Source organism: Erythrobacter oryzae, assembly GCF_030271515.1.
Taxonomy (GTDB): Bacteria; Pseudomonadota; Alphaproteobacteria; order Sphingomonadales; family Sphingomonadaceae; genus Erythrobacter; species Erythrobacter oryzae.
The window spans coordinates 301,496-318,031 of sequence record NZ_JASCXI010000003.1 but is presented as its reverse complement, the minus strand read 5'-3'; the positions used below and the strand labels follow the sequence as shown (position 1 = coordinate 318,031).

21 protein-coding genes are annotated in these 16,536 nt (G+C 67.5%); 10 read left to right on the top strand and 11 right to left on the bottom strand.

What is annotated here, in order from left to right; all coding sequences use genetic code 11:
• Positions 1–41: 41 nt before the first annotated feature.
• Together PFX90_RS10395 and PFX90_RS10390 are read left to right on the top strand one after the other, a co-directional pair.
• Positions 42–1,304 carry a sensor histidine kinase gene (locus PFX90_RS10395; RefSeq protein ID WP_285712368.1) on the top strand — a complete coding sequence of 421 codons (1,263 nt, stop codon included), beginning with the start codon at positions 42–44 and terminating at the stop codon, positions 1,302–1,304.
• Entirely contained in the window at positions 1,297–2,052 is a 756-nt protein-coding gene (locus PFX90_RS10390) for a LytR/AlgR family response regulator transcription factor (RefSeq protein WP_285712367.1), read from the top strand. The genes PFX90_RS10395 and PFX90_RS10390 overlap by 8 nt, the downstream gene beginning before the upstream one ends.
• Positions 2,053–2,186: 134 nt before the next feature.
• Here the strand turns inward: PFX90_RS10390 and PFX90_RS10385 are convergent, their stop codons facing one another.
• The gene (locus PFX90_RS10385; protein ID WP_285712366.1) at positions 2,187–2,513 is read right to left on the bottom strand and encodes a UrcA family protein; all 327 of its coding nucleotides are present in this window, start codon (positions 2,511–2,513) and stop codon (positions 2,187–2,189) included.
• A gap of 229 nt (positions 2,514–2,742) precedes the next feature.
• Here PFX90_RS10385 and PFX90_RS10380 point away from each other — a divergent pair, with 229 nt between their 5' ends.
• The 3 genes from PFX90_RS10380 (at position 2,743) to PFX90_RS10370 (ending at position 4,156) form a co-directional block, all read left to right on the top strand.
• Positions 2,743–3,015 (top strand): hypothetical protein, encoded by a 273-nt coding sequence (locus PFX90_RS10380; RefSeq protein ID WP_285712365.1) that lies wholly within the window; start codon positions 2,743–2,745, stop codon positions 3,013–3,015.
• A gap of 9 nt (positions 3,016–3,024) precedes the next feature.
• Positions 3,025–3,789 carry a metallophosphoesterase family protein gene (locus tag PFX90_RS10375; protein WP_285712364.1) on the top strand — a complete coding sequence of 255 codons (765 nt, stop codon included), beginning with the start codon at positions 3,025–3,027 and terminating at the stop codon, positions 3,787–3,789.
• 175 nt (positions 3,790–3,964) lie between these two features.
• Positions 3,965–4,156: a hypothetical protein gene (locus tag PFX90_RS10370; protein ID WP_285712363.1), complete on the top strand. Its 192-nt coding sequence runs from the start codon at positions 3,965–3,967 to the stop codon at positions 4,154–4,156.
• A gap of 75 nt (positions 4,157–4,231) precedes the next feature.
• Here the strand turns inward: PFX90_RS10370 and rpsI are convergent, their stop codons facing one another.
• The 4 genes from rpsI to PFX90_RS10350 form a co-directional block, all read right to left on the bottom strand.
• Positions 4,232–4,747, bottom strand: coding sequence for a 30S ribosomal protein S9 (gene rpsI / locus PFX90_RS10365; protein WP_285712362.1), 516 nt, complete (start codon positions 4,745–4,747; stop codon positions 4,232–4,234).
• Positions 4,747–5,226, bottom strand: a complete 480-nt coding sequence (rplM, locus tag PFX90_RS10360; RefSeq protein WP_285712361.1) for a 50S ribosomal protein L13 — start codon at positions 5,224–5,226, stop codon at positions 4,747–4,749. Before rplM ends, rpsI begins: the two co-directional genes overlap by 1 nt.
• Positions 5,227–5,384: 158 nt before the next feature.
• Positions 5,385–5,702 (bottom strand): divalent-cation tolerance protein CutA, encoded by a 318-nt coding sequence (cutA, locus tag PFX90_RS10355; RefSeq protein ID WP_285712360.1) that lies wholly within the window; start codon positions 5,700–5,702, stop codon positions 5,385–5,387.
• A complete protein-coding gene (locus tag PFX90_RS10350; protein WP_285712359.1) occupies positions 5,699–6,763 on the bottom strand; it encodes a COX15/CtaA family protein in 1,065 nt (354 codons plus the stop codon). Before PFX90_RS10350 ends, cutA begins: the two co-directional genes overlap by 4 nt.
• Positions 6,764–6,884: 121 nt before the next feature.
• On the opposite strand from PFX90_RS10350, the gene PFX90_RS10345 reads away from it, so the two are divergent.
• The 4 genes from PFX90_RS10345 (at position 6,885) to PFX90_RS10330 (ending at position 9,261) form a co-directional block, all read left to right on the top strand.
• On the top strand, positions 6,885–7,274 hold the full coding sequence (locus tag PFX90_RS10345) for a MerC domain-containing protein (protein ID WP_285712358.1): 390 nt from the start codon (positions 6,885–6,887) through the stop codon (positions 7,272–7,274).
• Between the two features lie 49 nt (positions 7,275–7,323).
• On the top strand, positions 7,324–8,298 hold the full coding sequence (gene thiS, locus PFX90_RS10340; RefSeq protein ID WP_285712357.1) for a sulfur carrier protein ThiS: 975 nt from the start codon (positions 7,324–7,326) through the stop codon (positions 8,296–8,298).
• Between the two features lie 204 nt (positions 8,299–8,502).
• A complete protein-coding gene (locus tag PFX90_RS10335; protein ID WP_285712356.1) occupies positions 8,503–9,015 on the top strand; it encodes a hypothetical protein in 513 nt (170 codons plus the stop codon).
• 12 nt (positions 9,016–9,027) lie between these two features.
• Positions 9,028–9,261 carry a ribbon-helix-helix domain-containing protein gene (locus PFX90_RS10330; RefSeq protein ID WP_285712355.1) on the top strand — a complete coding sequence of 78 codons (234 nt, stop codon included), beginning with the start codon at positions 9,028–9,030 and terminating at the stop codon, positions 9,259–9,261.
• A gap of 8 nt (positions 9,262–9,269) precedes the next feature.
• On the opposite strand, the gene PFX90_RS10325 is transcribed toward PFX90_RS10330, so the two are convergent.
• Together PFX90_RS10325 and murA are read right to left on the bottom strand one after the other, a co-directional pair.
• Positions 9,270–9,458: a hypothetical protein gene (locus tag PFX90_RS10325; protein ID WP_285712354.1), complete on the bottom strand. Its 189-nt coding sequence runs from the start codon at positions 9,456–9,458 to the stop codon at positions 9,270–9,272.
• 11 nt (positions 9,459–9,469) lie between these two features.
• Positions 9,470–10,750 carry a UDP-N-acetylglucosamine 1-carboxyvinyltransferase gene (gene murA, locus PFX90_RS10320; protein ID WP_285712353.1) on the bottom strand — a complete coding sequence of 427 codons (1,281 nt, stop codon included), beginning with the start codon at positions 10,748–10,750 and terminating at the stop codon, positions 9,470–9,472.
• Positions 10,751–10,900: 150 nt separating this feature from the next.
• On the opposite strand from murA, the gene PFX90_RS10315 reads away from it, so the two are divergent.
• A complete protein-coding gene (locus tag PFX90_RS10315; RefSeq protein ID WP_285712352.1) occupies positions 10,901–11,779 on the top strand; it encodes a UTP--glucose-1-phosphate uridylyltransferase in 879 nt (292 codons plus the stop codon).
• A gap of 3 nt (positions 11,780–11,782) precedes the next feature.
• Here PFX90_RS10315 and PFX90_RS10310 read toward each other — a convergent pair whose 3' ends face one another.
• The 4 genes from PFX90_RS10310 to PFX90_RS10295 form a co-directional block, all read right to left on the bottom strand.
• Positions 11,783–13,075: a cytochrome P450 gene (locus PFX90_RS10310; protein ID WP_285712351.1), complete on the bottom strand. Its 1,293-nt coding sequence runs from the start codon at positions 13,073–13,075 to the stop codon at positions 11,783–11,785.
• A complete protein-coding gene (locus PFX90_RS10305; RefSeq protein WP_285712843.1) occupies positions 13,072–14,613 on the bottom strand; it encodes an acyl-CoA synthetase in 1,542 nt (513 codons plus the stop codon). The genes PFX90_RS10310 and PFX90_RS10305 overlap by 4 nt, the downstream gene beginning before the upstream one ends.
• A 269-nt stretch (positions 14,614–14,882) precedes the next feature.
• Positions 14,883–15,548 carry a M23 family metallopeptidase gene (locus PFX90_RS10300; protein ID WP_336426493.1) on the bottom strand — a complete coding sequence of 222 codons (666 nt, stop codon included), beginning with the start codon at positions 15,546–15,548 and terminating at the stop codon, positions 14,883–14,885.
• A 192-nt stretch (positions 15,549–15,740) separates the two neighbouring features.
• Positions 15,741–16,532, bottom strand: a complete 792-nt coding sequence (locus PFX90_RS10295; RefSeq protein ID WP_285712349.1) for a ferritin-like domain-containing protein — start codon at positions 16,530–16,532, stop codon at positions 15,741–15,743.
• Positions 16,533–16,536: the final 4 nt, after the last annotated feature.

Here is a 16,536-nt window from a genome sequence, read left to right as displayed (position 1 = left end):
GTTCCCATAGCCGGGCAGGCGCGGTATCGCTGTCCGGCATAATGGCAACCAACCCGCTGAGCGATACCGCCCCCGCCGAACCCGCCGCCACCGTGTCCTTCCGCACGGTGCTGTTCTCGATGGTCGTGCTGTGGGCGACCTATTTCGCGCTCACCACCTTCCGTTCGAGCCTGGTGCTCGATCTCTCGCTTCAGGTCGAACTAGGCTGGCGGCGGCTGGTCATCACCGCCTTGGGGATCGCGCTGACGATCGTGCTGTGGCTGCTGCTGCGGCTGTTCGACGCGCGGCCGCTGTGGCTCAAGATCGCCGCGGCGCTGGCGCTGGCCTTCCCGATCGCGCTTGCCATCGGTCAGGTGAACCAGTGGATCTTCCGCGACATCGAGCTTGCACAGGAGCAGCTCTACGCCAAGAAATACAACATCAACCTGCGCCGCGACGAGAGCGGCAATCTGCTGGTCGATGTCCCCGTGCGCCGCGTCAGCCCGGCGGGGCAGCAGCAGGGGGACTCGGATGTGGTCGATTCGCAGGCGGTGATGATCGCGCCGGCCGAGACCTATTCCGATTTCTGGCGCAAGCTGTTGGACGTGGCGCTGGGGCGCTACTTCCTGCTGCTCGCCTGGGCTTCGACCTATTTCGCGCTGCTCGCCGGGGTGCAGGCCCGCAGCGCGCAGCGGCGCGAGGAGCAGTTCCGCTCCGCCGCCAAGGCCGCCGAGCTGCGCTCCCTGCGCTATCAGGTGAACCCGCATTTCCTGTTCAACACGCTGAATTCGCTCTCCGCGCTGGTGATGACCGGCAAGGCCGACAGCGCCGAGCGGATGATCCAGACGATCAGCCGCTTCTACCGCCACTCGCTCGCCACCGAGCCGACCGCCGATGTCTCCCTGCGCGACGAATTCGACCTGCAGAAGCTCTACCTTGATATCGAGACGGTGCGCTTTCCCACCCGGCTGGTGACGAAGTTCGATCTGCCGCTCGATCTCGAGGAATGCCGCGTGCCGGGGATGATCCTGCAACCGCTGGTGGAGAATTCGGTCAAGTATGCCGTCTCGCCGGTGTCGCGCCCCGTCACCATCACGCTGGCCGCGCGCGAGGAATTCGACCGGCTCGTGATCACCGTCGGCGACGATGGCCCCGGCGTGCCGCAGGGCACCACCCACGGCTTCGGCATCGGCCTCGCCAACGTGCGCGACCGGCTGGAGGCGCGCTTCGGCCCCGATATCGGCTTCTCGTCAGCCCCCGTCCCGGGCGGCTATTGCACCGAAATCCGCATCCCCCTGTCGAGGCCCGTGAACCGTCATGCCTGAGACCGAAACCGAGAATACTGCGCTGCGCACCCTGATCGTCGACGACGAACCGCTCGCGGTCGAGCGGGTGCAGGTGATCTGTGCCGAGATCCCCGCCGTCCGCGTGGTCGGCACAGCGAGCGACGGCGCGGCCGCGTTGCGGCTGGCCGAAAAGCTCGAGCCTGATCTGGTGCTGCTCGACATGACCATGCCGGAATTGGACGGCCTCGGTGTCGCGCGCCACTTCGCCGCGCAGCCGCAGGCGCCGGTGGTGATTTTCGTGACGGCCCACGATCACTTCGCGGTCGAGGCCTTCGATCTGGAGGCAGTGGATTACGTCCTGAAGCCCGTCTCGGCCGACCGGCTCGAGCGCGCGATCGAGCGCGCCGTCGCCCGCCGCGGGCAGCGCCGCCAGAAGGCGGGGCGCTATCTCGACGAGCTGTGGGTGCCGCACCGCTCCGAGCTGCTGCGGATCGCGGTGAGCGAGGTCCACCAGATCGACGCCGAGCGCGACTATGTGCGCCTGCATGTCGGGAGCGCCGAGAATGCGCGCTCCTACCTGCTGCTCCAGACCATCGCCGGGCTGGAAGAGCGGCTCGACCCCGAACAGTTCATCCGCATCCACCGCTCGACGATCCTGCGCCGCGACCATATTCGCGGCCTCAGGCACGATGGCCTCGGCGTGTGGTCGGCGGAGCTGGTCAATGGCGAGGCGCTGCGGATCGGCCGGACTTACTTGGCGCGCGTCAAGGCGATGGCTGGAAGGTAAGGGGCGGCGCGCAGTTATCTCGCGCGCCAGCAGCCCCACAAAACCAAAAAAAACGGCCCGAACCCCAGGGACTGGAAGGGTTCGGGCCGATGCCTCACACGCACCGGGGGCGCGGGGCAAAAACGTTACGCGGATCAACCGCCGCGCTGGGCGTCGCTGGCCATCACCGCAGCGACCTGCTGCTTGGCTTCGGCACGGGCGCGGGCTTTGCACTCCTGCGCGCTCTGATCCATGATCCGGGTGCCGGTCTTGACGCTGACGTTGCGGCACACCTGGCGGATCGCGGTCTCGATCCGGGTGTCGAGCGCGCGCTGGCCGGCGGCGGTGCCGAGGTCGAGATCGGCGAACTGGACTTCTGCGGTGCGGCGCGGGGCTTCCTCGAACGGGTTCGCGGCAAAGGCGGGGGTGACGAGTGCGGCCGAAAGGCCTACGGTCAGAAGTGATTTCGCAAGGGTTTTCATCGGGGGATCCTCCATCTCTCGCAGGGGCCTGAGATCGGGCGGGGGTCCGATCCGGGGGTGCCAGGCTTCCTGCTGAAACAATTGATACGCCCCTCCCCGGCGAGTCGCATCGCGATGTCGATCAACCCCGGTCGGACGCTCGACCGGCGCAGCATTGATATGATCAATGACGTGAAACGGGCGACAAATGGCGGTTTCCAATCGACCGGCGTAGCGCCATATTGGGACGATGGGTCCGGCCACCGCGTTCATCTTCCTCCTCGGCATCGCCAACTTCGCCATTTTCGGCGCTGTGTTCGCGCGCGGGCATCCGCTGTTCGCGCGCCTGCCCGCGGCGAGCCAGACCCTCGGCCGCCGCGCCGCGATGCTGAGCGAGTTCGCGGTGCTGTTCTTCGCGCTGCTGCTGTCGGTGAGGGGTTGGCCGGGCTTCGCGTGGGCCTATGCGGTCTACACCGCGGTCAATGCCGGGGCGGCATGGCTTATCCTGAACGGCAAGCTATAGACCGCGCCCATGCCGACCCGCCTGTTCCACATCAGCGATGTCCATTTCGGTGTCGAGGACCGCGTTGCGCTCGCCGCCGTGGCCGAGGCGGTCGCTCGCGAAAAGCCCGATGCGGTGGTGTGCACCGGCGATCTCACCCAGCGCGCCAAGCATTCGGAATATGCCGCCGCGCGGGACTGGTTCGCGAGCCTCGGCGTGCCGGTGGTGCTCGAGCCGGGCAATCACGACATGCCCTATTACAACCCGTGGGAGCGCTTCACCGACCCCTTCCGCCGCTACAACGCCCTGCGCGCGGCGGTGGCGGACGGGTTCGCGAGCGCCGACGTGGTGCTGGTGCCGCTGCGCACGACGGTGCGCGCCCAGACCCGCTTTCCCTGGAGTGACGGGGTGGTGAAGCCCGCCGCGCTGCGCGGCGCGCTCGAAGCGATCGGCGCATTGAAGGCCGCCGGAGACCTGCGAACGGTGATCGTCATCGCCCATCACCCGCTGCTGGGCGACGAGGGCAAGCCCGAGAACCCCACCATCGGCGGCGATGCGGCCTTCGCGCAGCTCGCCGCGGCGGGGGCGGATGCGGTGATCTCGGGCCATGTCCATGTCCCCTTCGACCAGCGCCGCGAGAAGGGCGGCCACGCGATGCGGATGATCGGCACCGGCACGCTCTCGACCCGGCTGCGTCACGAGACGCCGGCGTGCTGGCGGGTGATCGAATGCGAGGCCGGCGGGGTGATCGAAACGCACCTCAGGCTGATCGGCGCGGGAGCGGAAACGCTCTAGGTAAACATACGGGGTTCGGCCTTAACCTTTCCTCTATCGCCCGTGTTAAGATTTTGTTGGTGATAGCATAGGGGCAGGCGCGCGGGGACGGCATGCACCCGATTGTCTTTCACGCGCGTCTGCACCTTCCAACTGCGCCGCCAGCCGGGGCGCGCCTACGGGAAAGGCGATGGACATGATCAAGTCGGTGGTCTTTGGCGCGATCGTTTCGGCGGTGATCGCGGTGGTTATCGGATCGCAGGGCACCAGCGCGGGGCCTCTGGCGATCCAATTGGTCTCGCTGGGCGATGTGCGGATGTTCTGGTCGTGGCCGCTGTTCCTGTCGGGAACGGGGTTGTTCTTCGCGCTCTCGCTACTGCAACGCTGACTCCTGCAGCGTCGGCAAATGAAAAGGGCGGCTCCCTCGCGGGGGCCGCCCTTTCTTGTCCGGTATCGGAGAGCCTTAGCGCTTCGAGAACTGGAAGCTGCGGCGGGCCTTGGCCTTGCCGTACTTCTTGCGCTCGACCACGCGGCTGTCGCGGGTGAGGAAGCCTTCGGCCTTCACGGCGGAGCGCAGCTCGGGCTCGTACTTGGTCAGGGCCTGGGCGATGCCGTGCTTCACGGCGCCCGCCTGACCCGACAGACCGCCGCCGCGCACGGTGGCGACGACGTCGTACTGGCCGGCACGGTCGGTGACGGTGAAGGGCTGGTTGATCACCAGACGCAGCGTCGGGCGCGCGAAGTAGGTTTCCTGATCGCGGCCGTTGATGGTGATCTTGCCGGTGCCGGGTTTGACCCACACGCGGGCGACCGCGTCCTTGCGGCGGCCGGTGGCGTAGGAGCGGCCCTGCGCATCGACTTCGCGCTGACGCAGCGGCGCGGTGACGCGGGCGATCTCGGCAGCGTCACCCTGCGGCACGCTTGCGGCGATGTCCTTCAGATCGGCGAGATCCGAGACGGTGTTGGTTTCGTCAGCCATTACGCGGCCACCTTGTTCTTGCGGTTCATGGAAGCGACGTCGAGCACCTGCGGCTTCTGGCCGTCATGCGGATGCTCGGTGCCGGCATAGAGGTGCAGCGCCTTCATCTGCTTGCGGCCGAGGGGGCCGCGCGGAATCATGCGCTCGACAGCCTTTTCCAGCACGCGCTCGGGGAAACGGCCGCCCAGCACCTTGGCGGGGGTGGTTTCCTTGATGCCGCCGGGGTGGCCGGTGTGCTTGTAATAGACCTTGTCGCCCATCTTGTTGCCGGTGAACTTCACCTTTTCGACGTTGATGACGATCACGTGATCGCCGCAATCGACGTGCGGGGTGTAGCTCGGCTTGGTCTTGCCGCGCAGGATGTTGGCGATGATCGAGGCAAGACGACCCACGACGAGACCGTCGGCGTCGATGATGTGCCAGTTCTTTTCGACCTCGGCCGGTTTGATCGACCGGGTCTGCTTGCTGAGCGCCTTCATGGCATGTGTCCTTGGTTCAAAACTGCTCTGCCGGGGGATGTCCGGGAGAATCACCCCGCGCCGACCGCAGCCGGGGGAGCGAAGTGGCGCGCAAATGTCTTCCGGGGGGCGCGAAGTCAAGCAAAAGCGCCATTTCTCGATGCGGTAAAATAATACCGCTAGCCCGGAATGCTCCCCGCCAGCCATGCGAAGGTGGCCGGATGGGCCGCGTCGGCATGCCAGCCGATGATCGCTGGGGTATCGTAGGGGTGAAGCTCGCCGAGGCGTTCGACTACGGCATCGAGCCGCTCGGAAGTGGTCTTGAACACCACCGCGACCTCGCTGCCGGTGGCCCGCGCGCCTTCCCACACGAAGCGGCTCTCGACAGGGCCGAGGATGTTGGCGCAGGCGATCAGCGCGTCATCGAGCAACGCGTCGGCGGCGGCGCGGGCGCTGTCAGCGTCAGGGAAAGGGCACCAGACGAGCGCGGCGCTCATCCGGCGCGCCCGTAGGAGTGCATCGCGCGCACGGTGGCGACGACCGTCAGCGCGCCGACCAATTGGTGCGCGGCGGCGATCCACAAGGAGACCCCGCTCATCACCGTCGCGATGCCGAGCAGCACCATCGTCCCGAAGGCAGAGTGGACCAGCACGCTGTCGAGCCGCGAGGTCTTGCGCACGGCGCGCGCCAGCCACACCAGCGCGGCGACCGCCACCCACGCCCACCAGCGGTGCAGGAAGTGGAGCAGGAAGGGATCATTGAAGAGGGTGGACGCCACGCCCTGCGACCAATCCGCCTCCGGAATCAGCCGCCCGTTCATCAGCGGCCAGTCGCTCGCCGCGTGGCCCGCATTGAGGCCCGCGACGAAAGCGCCGAGCAGCAGCTGGATGAACAGCACCCCCGCCACCAGCGCCGCACCGGGTCGGAGCGGCACGGGGCGCGCGGCCGGATCGCTCGCCAGCAGCCGCAGGTCGCGCGCGGTCCACACCAGCCCTGCCAGCAGGAACAACGCGGTCAGCAGGTGCGCGGCGAGGCGGAAGTGGCTCACGTCGGTGAGATTGGTCGCGCCCATCCCCGAGGACACCATGTACCACCCCAGCGCGCCCTGTCCGCAGATCAGCGCGAACATGGCCCCAAGCCGCCAGCCATAGCCTGCCGGGATCATGCGCCGCGCCGCGAACACAACCAGCGGCAGCAGGAAGGCCATGCCGATCAGCCGCCCGAGGATGCGGTGGAACCATTCCCAGAAGAAGATGAACTGGAACGCGGCGAGATCCATCCCCGCCGGGCCGCTCTCCATCCGGTATTCGGCGGTGAGGCGGTACTTGGCGAATTCGGCCTGCCACTGGGCCTCGGTCAGCGGCGGGAGGATGCCGCTCACGACATTCCACTCGGTGATCGACAGCCCGCTCTCGGTCAGCCGGGTGATCCCGCCGACGACGACGATCATCACGACCAGCAGCGCCACGCACTCGAGCCAGCGCGCCACCGCCAGCGGGCGGGCGCGGGTTCCGGTGGCGGGCGGAAACAGGTTCGACACGGATGCGGAGGTGGCCATGGCGAACCGCTCTTTGTCCCCGCGGTCGCGCGTGCGCAAGCCCGTTCGCCGCAAAGCGCTGTGCGATAAGCGCAAGTGCGCCTTGCACAATGTAACAACATTACATATGTGCACTCCCAGCATGACCCCCGATGCCCATTCTTCCGCGAGTCGCCCCTCGCTGCGGCGCCGACTCGACCAGCTCGGGATCGGGCTGGCGGGCCTGTGCGTGCTGCACTGTCTGGCGACATTGCTGCTGGTCTCGGCGCTGGGCCTCGGCGGGCACTTCCTGCTTGACGAGAACATCCACCGCATCGGACTGGTGCTGGCGCTGATCGTCGCCGCGCTGGCGATCGGGCGCGGGATGCTGCGGAGCGGGCGGCGCGGGCCGTTCCTCGTGGCGCTCGGGGGGCTCGCCCTGATGGGCCTCGCGCTGCTGGTGCCGCACGGGACCAACGAATTCCTGCTCACCCTCGCAGGCGTCGCCATCGTTGCCTTCGCGCACTGGATGAACCTGCGCACCGGCGACTGATCAAAACGCGCGGGTTGCGCGGGGGCTGCGAGGGACTATGTCACCGCGCATGACCAAGAGCATCACCCTGAACGGCGCGCCCCACCGCTCGGCCGCCGCGACCATCGCCGATCTGGTGCGCGAGCTGGAATTGCTGCCCGAGAAAGTCGCGGTGGAGAGGAACGGCGAAATCGTCCCGCGCTCGACCTTGGGCGACGCGGCGCTGGCCGAGGGCGATGTGCTGGAGATCGTGCATTTCGTGGGCGGCGGCGATCATGACGATACCTGGACCGTCGCGGGCCGCACTTTCCGCAGCCGGCTGATCGTCGGCACGGGCAAGTACAAGAGCTTCGAGCAGAACGCCGCCGCGGTGGAAGCCAGCGGCGCGGAGATCGTCACGGTCGCGGTGCGTCGCGTGAACGTCAGCGATCCCAAGGCGCCGATGCTGACCGACTTCATCGACCCCAAGAAGATCACTTACCTCCCCAACACCGCCGGGTGCTTCACCGGAGAGGACGCGGTGCGCACGCTGCGGCTGGCGCGCGAGGCGGGGGGCTGGGATCTCGTGAAGCTCGAGGTGCTGGGCGAGGCGCGCACGCTCTACCCCGACATGCGCGAGACGCTGAAGGCGACCGAGGTGCTGGCCAAGGAGGGTTTCCACCCGATGGTCTACTGCGCCGACGATCCGATTGCGGCGAAGCACCTGGAAGATGCGGGCGCGGTCGCGATCATGCCGCTGGGCGCGCCGATCGGCTCGGGGCTCGGCATCCAGAACCGCGTGACCATCCGCCTGATCGTCGAGGGCGCCAAGGTGCCGGTGCTGGTCGATGCAGGCGTCGGCACGGCGTCGGACGCGGCGGTCGGCATGGAGCTGGGCTGCGACGGCATCCTGATGAACACCGCCATCGCCGAGGCGAAAGACCCGATCCGCATGGCCCGCGCGATGAAGCTCGCGGTCGAGGCCGGGCGGGAGGCTTATCTCGCCGGACGCATGGCGCGGCGGATGTATGCTGATCCAAGCAGTCCGCTCGCAGGTCTCATCTAACCAACCCAGCGTGTGGCGGTGAAACGGCTGCGCAGCAGCCGCAAGCGCGAATGCGCGCCCGCAGCGATGCGACCTTCAGGTCGCGTGAGCGAGGATTTCGCATCGCGGATGCGATGCGGACACAAAGACTCCGAGCCGAAATCTACCTAACCTTAAATTAACCATCTTCAGCGACGTTCTCCCCGTCCGAAGGAGACGCACGCCATGATGATGCCGATTGCCGAGATGCGGGAATTTGCCGGGTTCGCCCCTGCCGAGCAGCGCTACATCAAGCGCAGCCTCGATATCGGCCTTGCCCGCACCGACGCCTTCCGGCGCTGGGGCCGCTCCGAGAGCGAGAATGTCGCGATCCGCCGGCAATATGTCGCCTATCAGGACCTCAAGACCCTGCGCGGGTTGATCCCCCAGGACGATACGCCCTACGAGGTCGAGCGCTTCCTCGGCAAGCTGGTGCGCCTCGCCGCCTTCGATCTGGAGCAGGAGCGGCTGGCGAGCTTCTCCGCCTTCCGCTTCCTCTACGAACGCCTGCTTGGCGCGGCGGTGCGGCCCTATCTTCCGGCTGCCTTCTGCGCTGCGAGCGCGCTGCCGGTGATCCGCCCGGAGCGCCGCAAGCTGCTGCTCCAATCGCTGAGCGAAGCCGCCGCCACCGCCCCCGGCTGGTCCGAGCGCGAGCCGGTATTCCTCCCCGAATATGTGGACGACTTCGAAGCGGCGTAATACCTGCGGGGGATGGAGACACCATCCCCCTATCACCCCCCGGTCAAGCGCTCGCTGAGCATCGCGGGCCACCAGACCTCGATCAGCCTCGAACCGCTGTTCTGGGACATGTTGAAAGCCGCCGCGTCGCGCGAGGGGCTGGCCGTCGCCGCACTGGTCGCGCGCATCGATGCCGAACGGATCAAGTCGCCCACGCCGCCGGGCCTCGCCAGCGCGATCCGCGTGTGGCTGATGGTGAACGGCTAGATCTTCGGTCAGTCTTCCCAATGCCGCGCCCGAAAGCTCTCTAGCCAGTGGATGCGGCTCTCGAGCGATTTGCGGCTTCTTGCCGTGGTCGCGATCTTCCGCATCATTTCGCAGCGCGCAATCTCTGCATCGAGCTCAGCGAGGCTCAACTTGGCGAGGCCTTCCTCGTGATCAATGACGCCGCTGCGTTTACCCATCAGGCCTTGGACTAATCGTCCACCCGCTCGATGTCCGCGCCCACCAGCTGCAACTTCTCCTCGAGCCGCTCGTAGCCGCGGTCGAGGTGGTAGAGGCGGCGCACCGTGGTTTCTCCCTCCGCCGCAAGCCCCGCAATGACGAGGCTCATCGAGGCGCGCAGGTCGGTCGCCATGACCTCGGCGCCCGTCAGGGTCTCCACGCCCTTGACCACGGCAGTCCGCCCCTCGGTGGTGATGTTCGCGCCCATGCGCGCCAGTTCGGGCACGTGCATGAAGCGGTTCTCGAAGATCGTCTCCTTGAGCACGCTCGCCCCTTCGGCCTTGCACAGCAGTGCCATCAGCTGGGCCTGCATGTCGGTGGCAAGGCCGGGATAGGGGGCGGTGGTGAGGTCGGTCGCCTTCAGCGGGCCGCTCGCGCCGACGGTGATGCTCTTGGCGTCCCACGACACATCGCAGCCAATGGCTTGCAGGGCGTGGATGGTCGCCATCATCTCGTCCGCGCGCGCGCCTTCAAGCCGCACCTCGCCCCCGGTGATCGCGGCGGCACAGGCGTAGGAGCCCGCCTCGATCCGGTCGGGCATCACGCGGTAGGTCGCGCCGTGGAGGCGCTTGACGCCGTGGATGGTGAGGTTGGAGGTGCCGATCCCCTCGATCTCCGCGCCCATTGCGACAAGCATGTTGCACAGGTCGACGATTTCGGGCTCGCGCGCGGCGTTGAACAGGCGGCTGGTGCCGTTCGCCAGCACCGCCGCCATCAGTGCATTCTCGGTCGCGCCGACGCTGACCACCGGGAAGTCGAAATCGCCCCCCGGCATCCCGCCGTCGGGCTGCATCGCCTTTACGTAGCCCGCCGCGAGCTCGATCTTCGCCCCGAAGGCTTCGAGGGCCTTCAGGTGCAGGTCGATCGGCCGGTTGCCGATCGCGCAGCCGCCGGGCATCGAAACCGTCGCCTCGCCTGCGCGCGCCAGCATCGGGCCGAGCACGAGGATGCTCGCGCGCATCTTCCGCACGAGGTCATAGGGCGCGACGGTGGAGGTGATGCGGGTCGCCTCGAGGCTCATCACCCGGCCGAAATCCTCGGGCCGCGTGCCCTGGATCACGGTGGTGACGCCAAACTGGTTCATCAGGTGCTGGAACCCGTCGATGTCCGCAAGCCGCGGCAGGTTGCGCAGCGTCAGCGGCTCCTCGGTCAGCAGCGCGCAGGGAATCAGCGTCAGCGCCGCATTCTTCGCGCCGGAGATGGGGATGGTGCCCTGGAGGCGGTTGCCGCCCTTGATGATCAGCTTGTCCATGGTGAACGCCTTAACGAAATGCGCCCGCCGCGCAACTCGCCCGCGCGTGCGCAGGTGGACTAATCCGAACTGGCATTGACCTGCGTTGTGGCGCAAGGCACGGCGACGGCGGACGCGCCAGCCAGCGTCCACGATACAAGAGAGCCAGCCATGACTCCCAAACCGATCCGAAAAGCCGTCTTCCCTGTCGCCGGTCTCGGCACGCGCTTCCTGCCCGCCACCAAGGTCGTCCCCAAGGAGCTGCTGCCGGTGGTCGACCGCCCGCTGATCCAGTACGCTGTGGACGAGGCGCGCGAGGCGGGGATCGAGCAGATGATCTTCGTCACCGGGCGCGGCAAGACCGGGATCGTCGAGCATTTCGACATCGCCTTCGAGCTCGAGCAGACCATGACCGAGCGCGGCAAGGATCTGTCGGTGCTCGATCCCACCCGCGCGACGCCGGGCGATGTGATCGCGGTCCGCCAGCAGGTGCCGCTCGGCCTCGGCCACGCGATCTGGTGCGCGCGCGCGATCGTGGGGGATGAGCCTTTCGCGATCTTCCTGCCCGACGAGCTGATGGTCGCGCGCGAAGGCGGCACCGGCTGCATGAAGCAGATGGTCGAGGCTTACGAAGAGGTCGGCGGCAACCTCATCTCGGTGCTCGAGGTGCCGATGGAGCAGGTGTCCTCCTACGGCGTGATCGACCCGGGCGCTTCGCATGGTGCGCTGACCGAAGTGAAGGGGTTGGTCGAGAAGCCGCCTGTCGCCGAAGCCCCTTCCAATAAAATCGTTTCGGGGCGCTACATCCTGCAACCCGAGGTGATGCGGGTGCTCGAGAACCAGGGCAAGGGCGCGGGCGGAGAGATCCAGCTCACCGACGCGATGGCGAAGATGATCGGCCAGCAGCCCTTCCACGCCGTCACCTTCGACGGCGCGCGGTATGATTGCGGGAGCAAGGTCGGTTTTGTGCAGGCGACGCTCGCCATCGCCCTCGCCCGCCCCGACATGGGCGCCGAGGTGCGGGCAATCGCGCTGGATCTGCTGAAGTAGCCTCTAGGCCGGGGTCACCCGCAGCGGCAGCGTCTTCAGCCCGCCCACGAAGGTGCTGGTCGCGCGGGCTGCCTCGCCCGCCGGTTCGACGGCTGCGACGCGGTCGAGGATCGCCTCGAACAGGATCTTCATCTCCAGCCGCGCCAGATGCAGGCCAAGGCACTGGTGCGCGCCTGCGCCGAAGGCGAGGTGGCGGTTGGGGCTTCGCGCGGCGTCGAAGCGGCGCGGATCGGGGAACTGCGCGGGGTCGTGATTGGCGGCGACGTAGTTGATCATCAGCCAGTCGCCCGCCTTGATCGCCTGCCCGCCGAGCTCGCAGTCCTCGGCCGCGGTGCGCATGAAGTGCTGCACGGGGCTGGTCCAGCGGATCGCTTCCTCGACGATGCCGGGCAGCAGCGAGCGGTCGGCGCGCACGCGGGCATATTGCTCGGGGTCGCGCGCGAGGGCCTGCATCGCGCCTGCCGTGCTCGCGCTGGTGGTGTCGTGCCCGGCGGTGGCGACGATGATATAGTAGCCCGCCATGTCGCGCGGGGGCAGCGGCTGGCCGTCGACCAGCGCATTGGCGATGACGCTGGCGACATCCTCGGTCGGATTGCGGCGGCGTTCCTCGGCCAGCGCGGCGAAGTAGTCCTCGAAGGTCTTCACCGCCCCGGCGACGATCTGCACCACCTGCTCGGGGGTCATCTGGTCCATGCCGGTGCCCGAGAGGTCCTTGTCCTGCCCGCCGAACAGCTGTTGGGTGAGCATCTGCATCCGGAACTCGTCCTCGGGCGGCACCCCGAGGATCTGCATGACGACGCGCAAGGGGTAGGGGCCGGAGACCTCCTTGACGAAGTCCACCTCGGAGCCCTGCGCGAGCATCCGGTCAACCGTCGCCGCCGCCAGCGTCCGCAGCTCGTCTTCGAGCCGGGCGAGGTTCCTCGGCATGAACCATTCCTGCGTCAGCTTGCGGTATTTGGGATGCACCGGCGCGTCGAACACCACCAGCGAATCGACCAGCATGTTCGAACCCGTTGCCGCGCGGCTGAACTCGATCGCCTGGTTGAAGCTGAAGACCACCGGGCGCGGGTTGTTGAGGAAGGCGGCATTGTCCTTCGAAATCCGCATCACATCGTCATAGCGGGTGACGAGCCAGAAGGGGTCGAACAGCCCCGGCGTGTCGGGCTGCACCTTGGCCACGGGCGTGGTGGCGCGGATGTGGTCGAAGGTATCGAGCAACCCGTCCCACTCGGCATAGGCGTGGGGGTCGATCACCTTGCGGGCGAGATCGCCCGACAGCACCGCCTCGGCGGTCATGCGGCGGCTTCCTTCGCCTTGGCCGCATATTCATCGCGCAGCTCGCGCTTGTAGAGCTTGCCGTTGGCCTCGCGCGGGAGTTCGGGGCGGAAGTCGAACAGCTTGGGCATCTTCACCTTCGAGAGGCTCGGCGCGAGGAATTCGCGCAGCTCCGCCTCGAGATCGGGCCCGGCGTGGGCCATGTCCTTGGGCTGCACCACCGCCACCACCTTCTCGCCGAGGTCGGGGCAGGGCGCGCCGATCACCGCGGCGTCCATCACCTTGGCGTGGGTGACGAGCAGGTTCTCGATCTCCTGCGGGTAGATGTTGACCCCGCCGCTGATAATCATGTGGCTCTTGCGGTCGGTGAGGAACAGGAAGCCGTCCGCGTCCAGATGCCCGATGTCGCCCAGCGTCATCCAGCCCTTGAGGTGCATCGCCTCGGCGGTCTTGGCGGGGTCGTTGTGGTAGGTGGGGAGCAGCGCGTTCTCGAAATAGATGAGGCCATCCTGCCCTGCCGCGACCTCCTCGCCATCGGGCCCGCATATGTGGAGCGTGCCGTAGATCGCCTTGCCGACGCTGCCGGGGTGGGTGAGCCAGTCGGGCGAGCGGATCATCGTCATCCCGATGCTCTCGCTGCCGGCGTAGTATTCGTTCACGATGGGGCCCCACCAGTCGATCATCTCCTGCTTGATCGGCACCGGACAGGGCGCGGCGGCGTGGAGGGCGCGCTGGTGGCTGGAGAGGTCGTACTTCGTGCGCACCGCGGGATCGAGCTTGAGGAAGCGCACGAAATGGGTCGGCACCCACTGGCTGTCGGTCACCTTGTAACGCTCGATTGCGGCCAGCGCCTCTTCGGGCTCGAACTTCTCCATCATCACCACCGTGCCGCCCAGGCGGTGCACCACCGAGCACCAGCCGATCGGCGCGGCGTGGTAGAGCGGGGCGGGGGAGAGGTAGACCATCGACCCGTCGGTCGGCATCCCGGCGCCCATCACCGCAAGGCCGACGAGCGGCACCGCGGCCTGCGGATCGGGATCTGCGGGCGGGGCGGGGCGGATGCCCTTGGGGCGGCCGGTGGTGCCGGAGGAATAGAGCATCACCATGCCTGCGCTCTGGTCGGGGATCGGCGTTGAAGGCTGTGCGGCGAGGGCGGCGGCGAAGTCCTCGGCGTCCCCGCTGTCCATCACCAGCACCGTGAGCCCCGGGCACTCCTTGCGGATATCGCCCAGCATCCCGGTGAAATAGCCGCTGGTGATCAGCAGCTTCGCCTCGGCATCGCGGATGATGTAGGCGGCCTCGGGCGCGGTCAGGCGGCTCGAGATCGGCACCAGCATCGTGCCCGCCCGCTGCGAGCCCCAGATCAGGGTGAAATATTCGATCCGGTTTTCGAGCAGCACCGCAAAGGCCTCGCCCGCGCCGATCCCGTGGGCGCGCAGCAGGTGGGCGAAGCGGTTCGATTCGGCCTCCATCTGCCCATAGGTGATCTGCTTGCCCGAGCCGGTCATGATGACCGCCGGATGATCGGGCCGAGTTGCGGCGTGCGCGATCGGGTGCATCGACATGTTCTCTCTCCCAGCGGCGCTGCCCGGCGAGGGGGCGGCCGATATTTCTCTCGGAAGAAAATCTAGCGGGCGCGGGAACGCTCGCAAGGGAAAAGAGTATGTGAAGTGCTACCTAAAAGGCGCGTCACCCCCCTTGGCGGGCGGTGGCGGGGTGGCCAAGAGACAAAAAAAGGCGGCGGGATAACCCGCCGCCCATGTTCGGACACCCTCTCCAATGTCCGGCCCGTTTCACGGGCAATCCCTGGTGCCTTGCAGCGGGGCGGTTATTCGCCGCCAGCGCCGGTGAGGCGTGCATCGCGGGCGTAGGCCAGCTGTGCTTCGCTCTCCACCATATACGGAATCGGATTGACTGCAAGACCCTCCACGCGAACTTCGTAATGAAGGTGCGGGCCGGTCGAACGGCCGGTCGAACCGACATAGCCGATGAGGTCGCCCTTCTTCACGCTGTCCCCGGCCGCGACCGCAAGGCGCGAGAGGTGGGCGTAGCGGGTCTGCATCGAGGCGCCGTGCTCGACGCTGATGTAGAGGCCGTAGCTCGAATACCAGTCGGCGCGGCTGACGATGCCGTCGGCGGTGGCGTAGACCGGGGTGCCGGTGGGCGCGGCGAGATCGATGCCGGTGTGCTGGCGGCGGCCGCCGAGCACCGGGTGGGTGCGCATCCCGAAGCCGCTGGTCAGCGCTGCGCCTTCGAGCGGCATGCGCGAGGGCACCGAGATGCCGCGCTGCGGAATGGGCGAGGAGAAGGCGAGGGGAGCTTCGACCGCGCCGATCGTCGGCGTGTTGCGCTCGGTCTCGAGAATGGTGCTGAACAGCGACTTGAAGCGGGTGTCGCCGATCTCGGGGAGCTCACCGGCATCGCGCAGCGGCTGGACGACATCCGCGCTGGCGGTGGTGGAAGTGGTCGAGGCGGCCGAATTGGTGTTGGCCATGGCCGGCGCGGCGGCGGTAACCAGAACAGCGCAAGCGGTTGTTGCAACCAGCTTCAGCGCTCCGCGGAAGGCAAAAATCATATGTAAGACCCGGTCCCGATTGCGGCCCGCCTTTTTGGGGTCAGACCGTAGGAATGTTCCGGCACGTCGATCGCGCGCCTTTCGCTGGAACTTGGTTATCCGGGCAGATCGTTAATAGGCAATCGCGGCGTAAAATTCGCGCGACAAACCGGCTGCAAGACGCGCCGAGTCGTTGAACGGTGGCTTAACGATGCCCCTGAAGTGCCGTTTTACGAGTTCTTGCCAGTAGGATTCGGGTTCCTTCTGCGCCGTTTCGGCACAATGCAGAAAGTGCTTGGTGCCTGCCGCGACATGGCGGATTTCGTCGTCAAGTATCCTTGTGAGAATTTTTGCGCCGTGCGCGTCGCCCGCCGTCCGCACCCGCTCAAGGGTCGCCGGCGTGACGTCGAGCCCGCGCGCCTCGAGCACCATCGGCACCACGGCGAGCCGGGCGGCGACATCGTGGCGGGTGGCATGGGCGGCCTCCCACAGCCCGGCGTGGGCGGGGAGCGCGCCGTAGTGGCTGCCGAGCGATTCGAGCTTCCGCGCCAGCAGCGCGAAGTGCATCGCCTCGTCGGCGGCGACATCGAGGAAGTCGCTGACGAATTCCCGGCCCATCGCCCCGCCGAATCGCCCCGCCATGTCGAGCGCGAGGTCGATCGCGACGAACTCGATATGCGCGAGGGAGTGCCACAGCGCGATCCGCCCGCGCTCGCTCCCGGCCTTGCGGCGCTTGGGCATCCGGCCGGGGGGCAGCAGTTCGGGCGCATCGGGCCAGGCGGGCTGATCGGGCATCGCCACGTCGAAGTCCCACGCCAACTCCCCGCGCCGCCACGCGCGCACCAGCGCCCGCGTGGCGAAGCACTTGGCCCGCGGCTCAGGCGTCAGCAGCGCGGCGCGGATGGCGCGGGCGATGGTGGTCATGCGG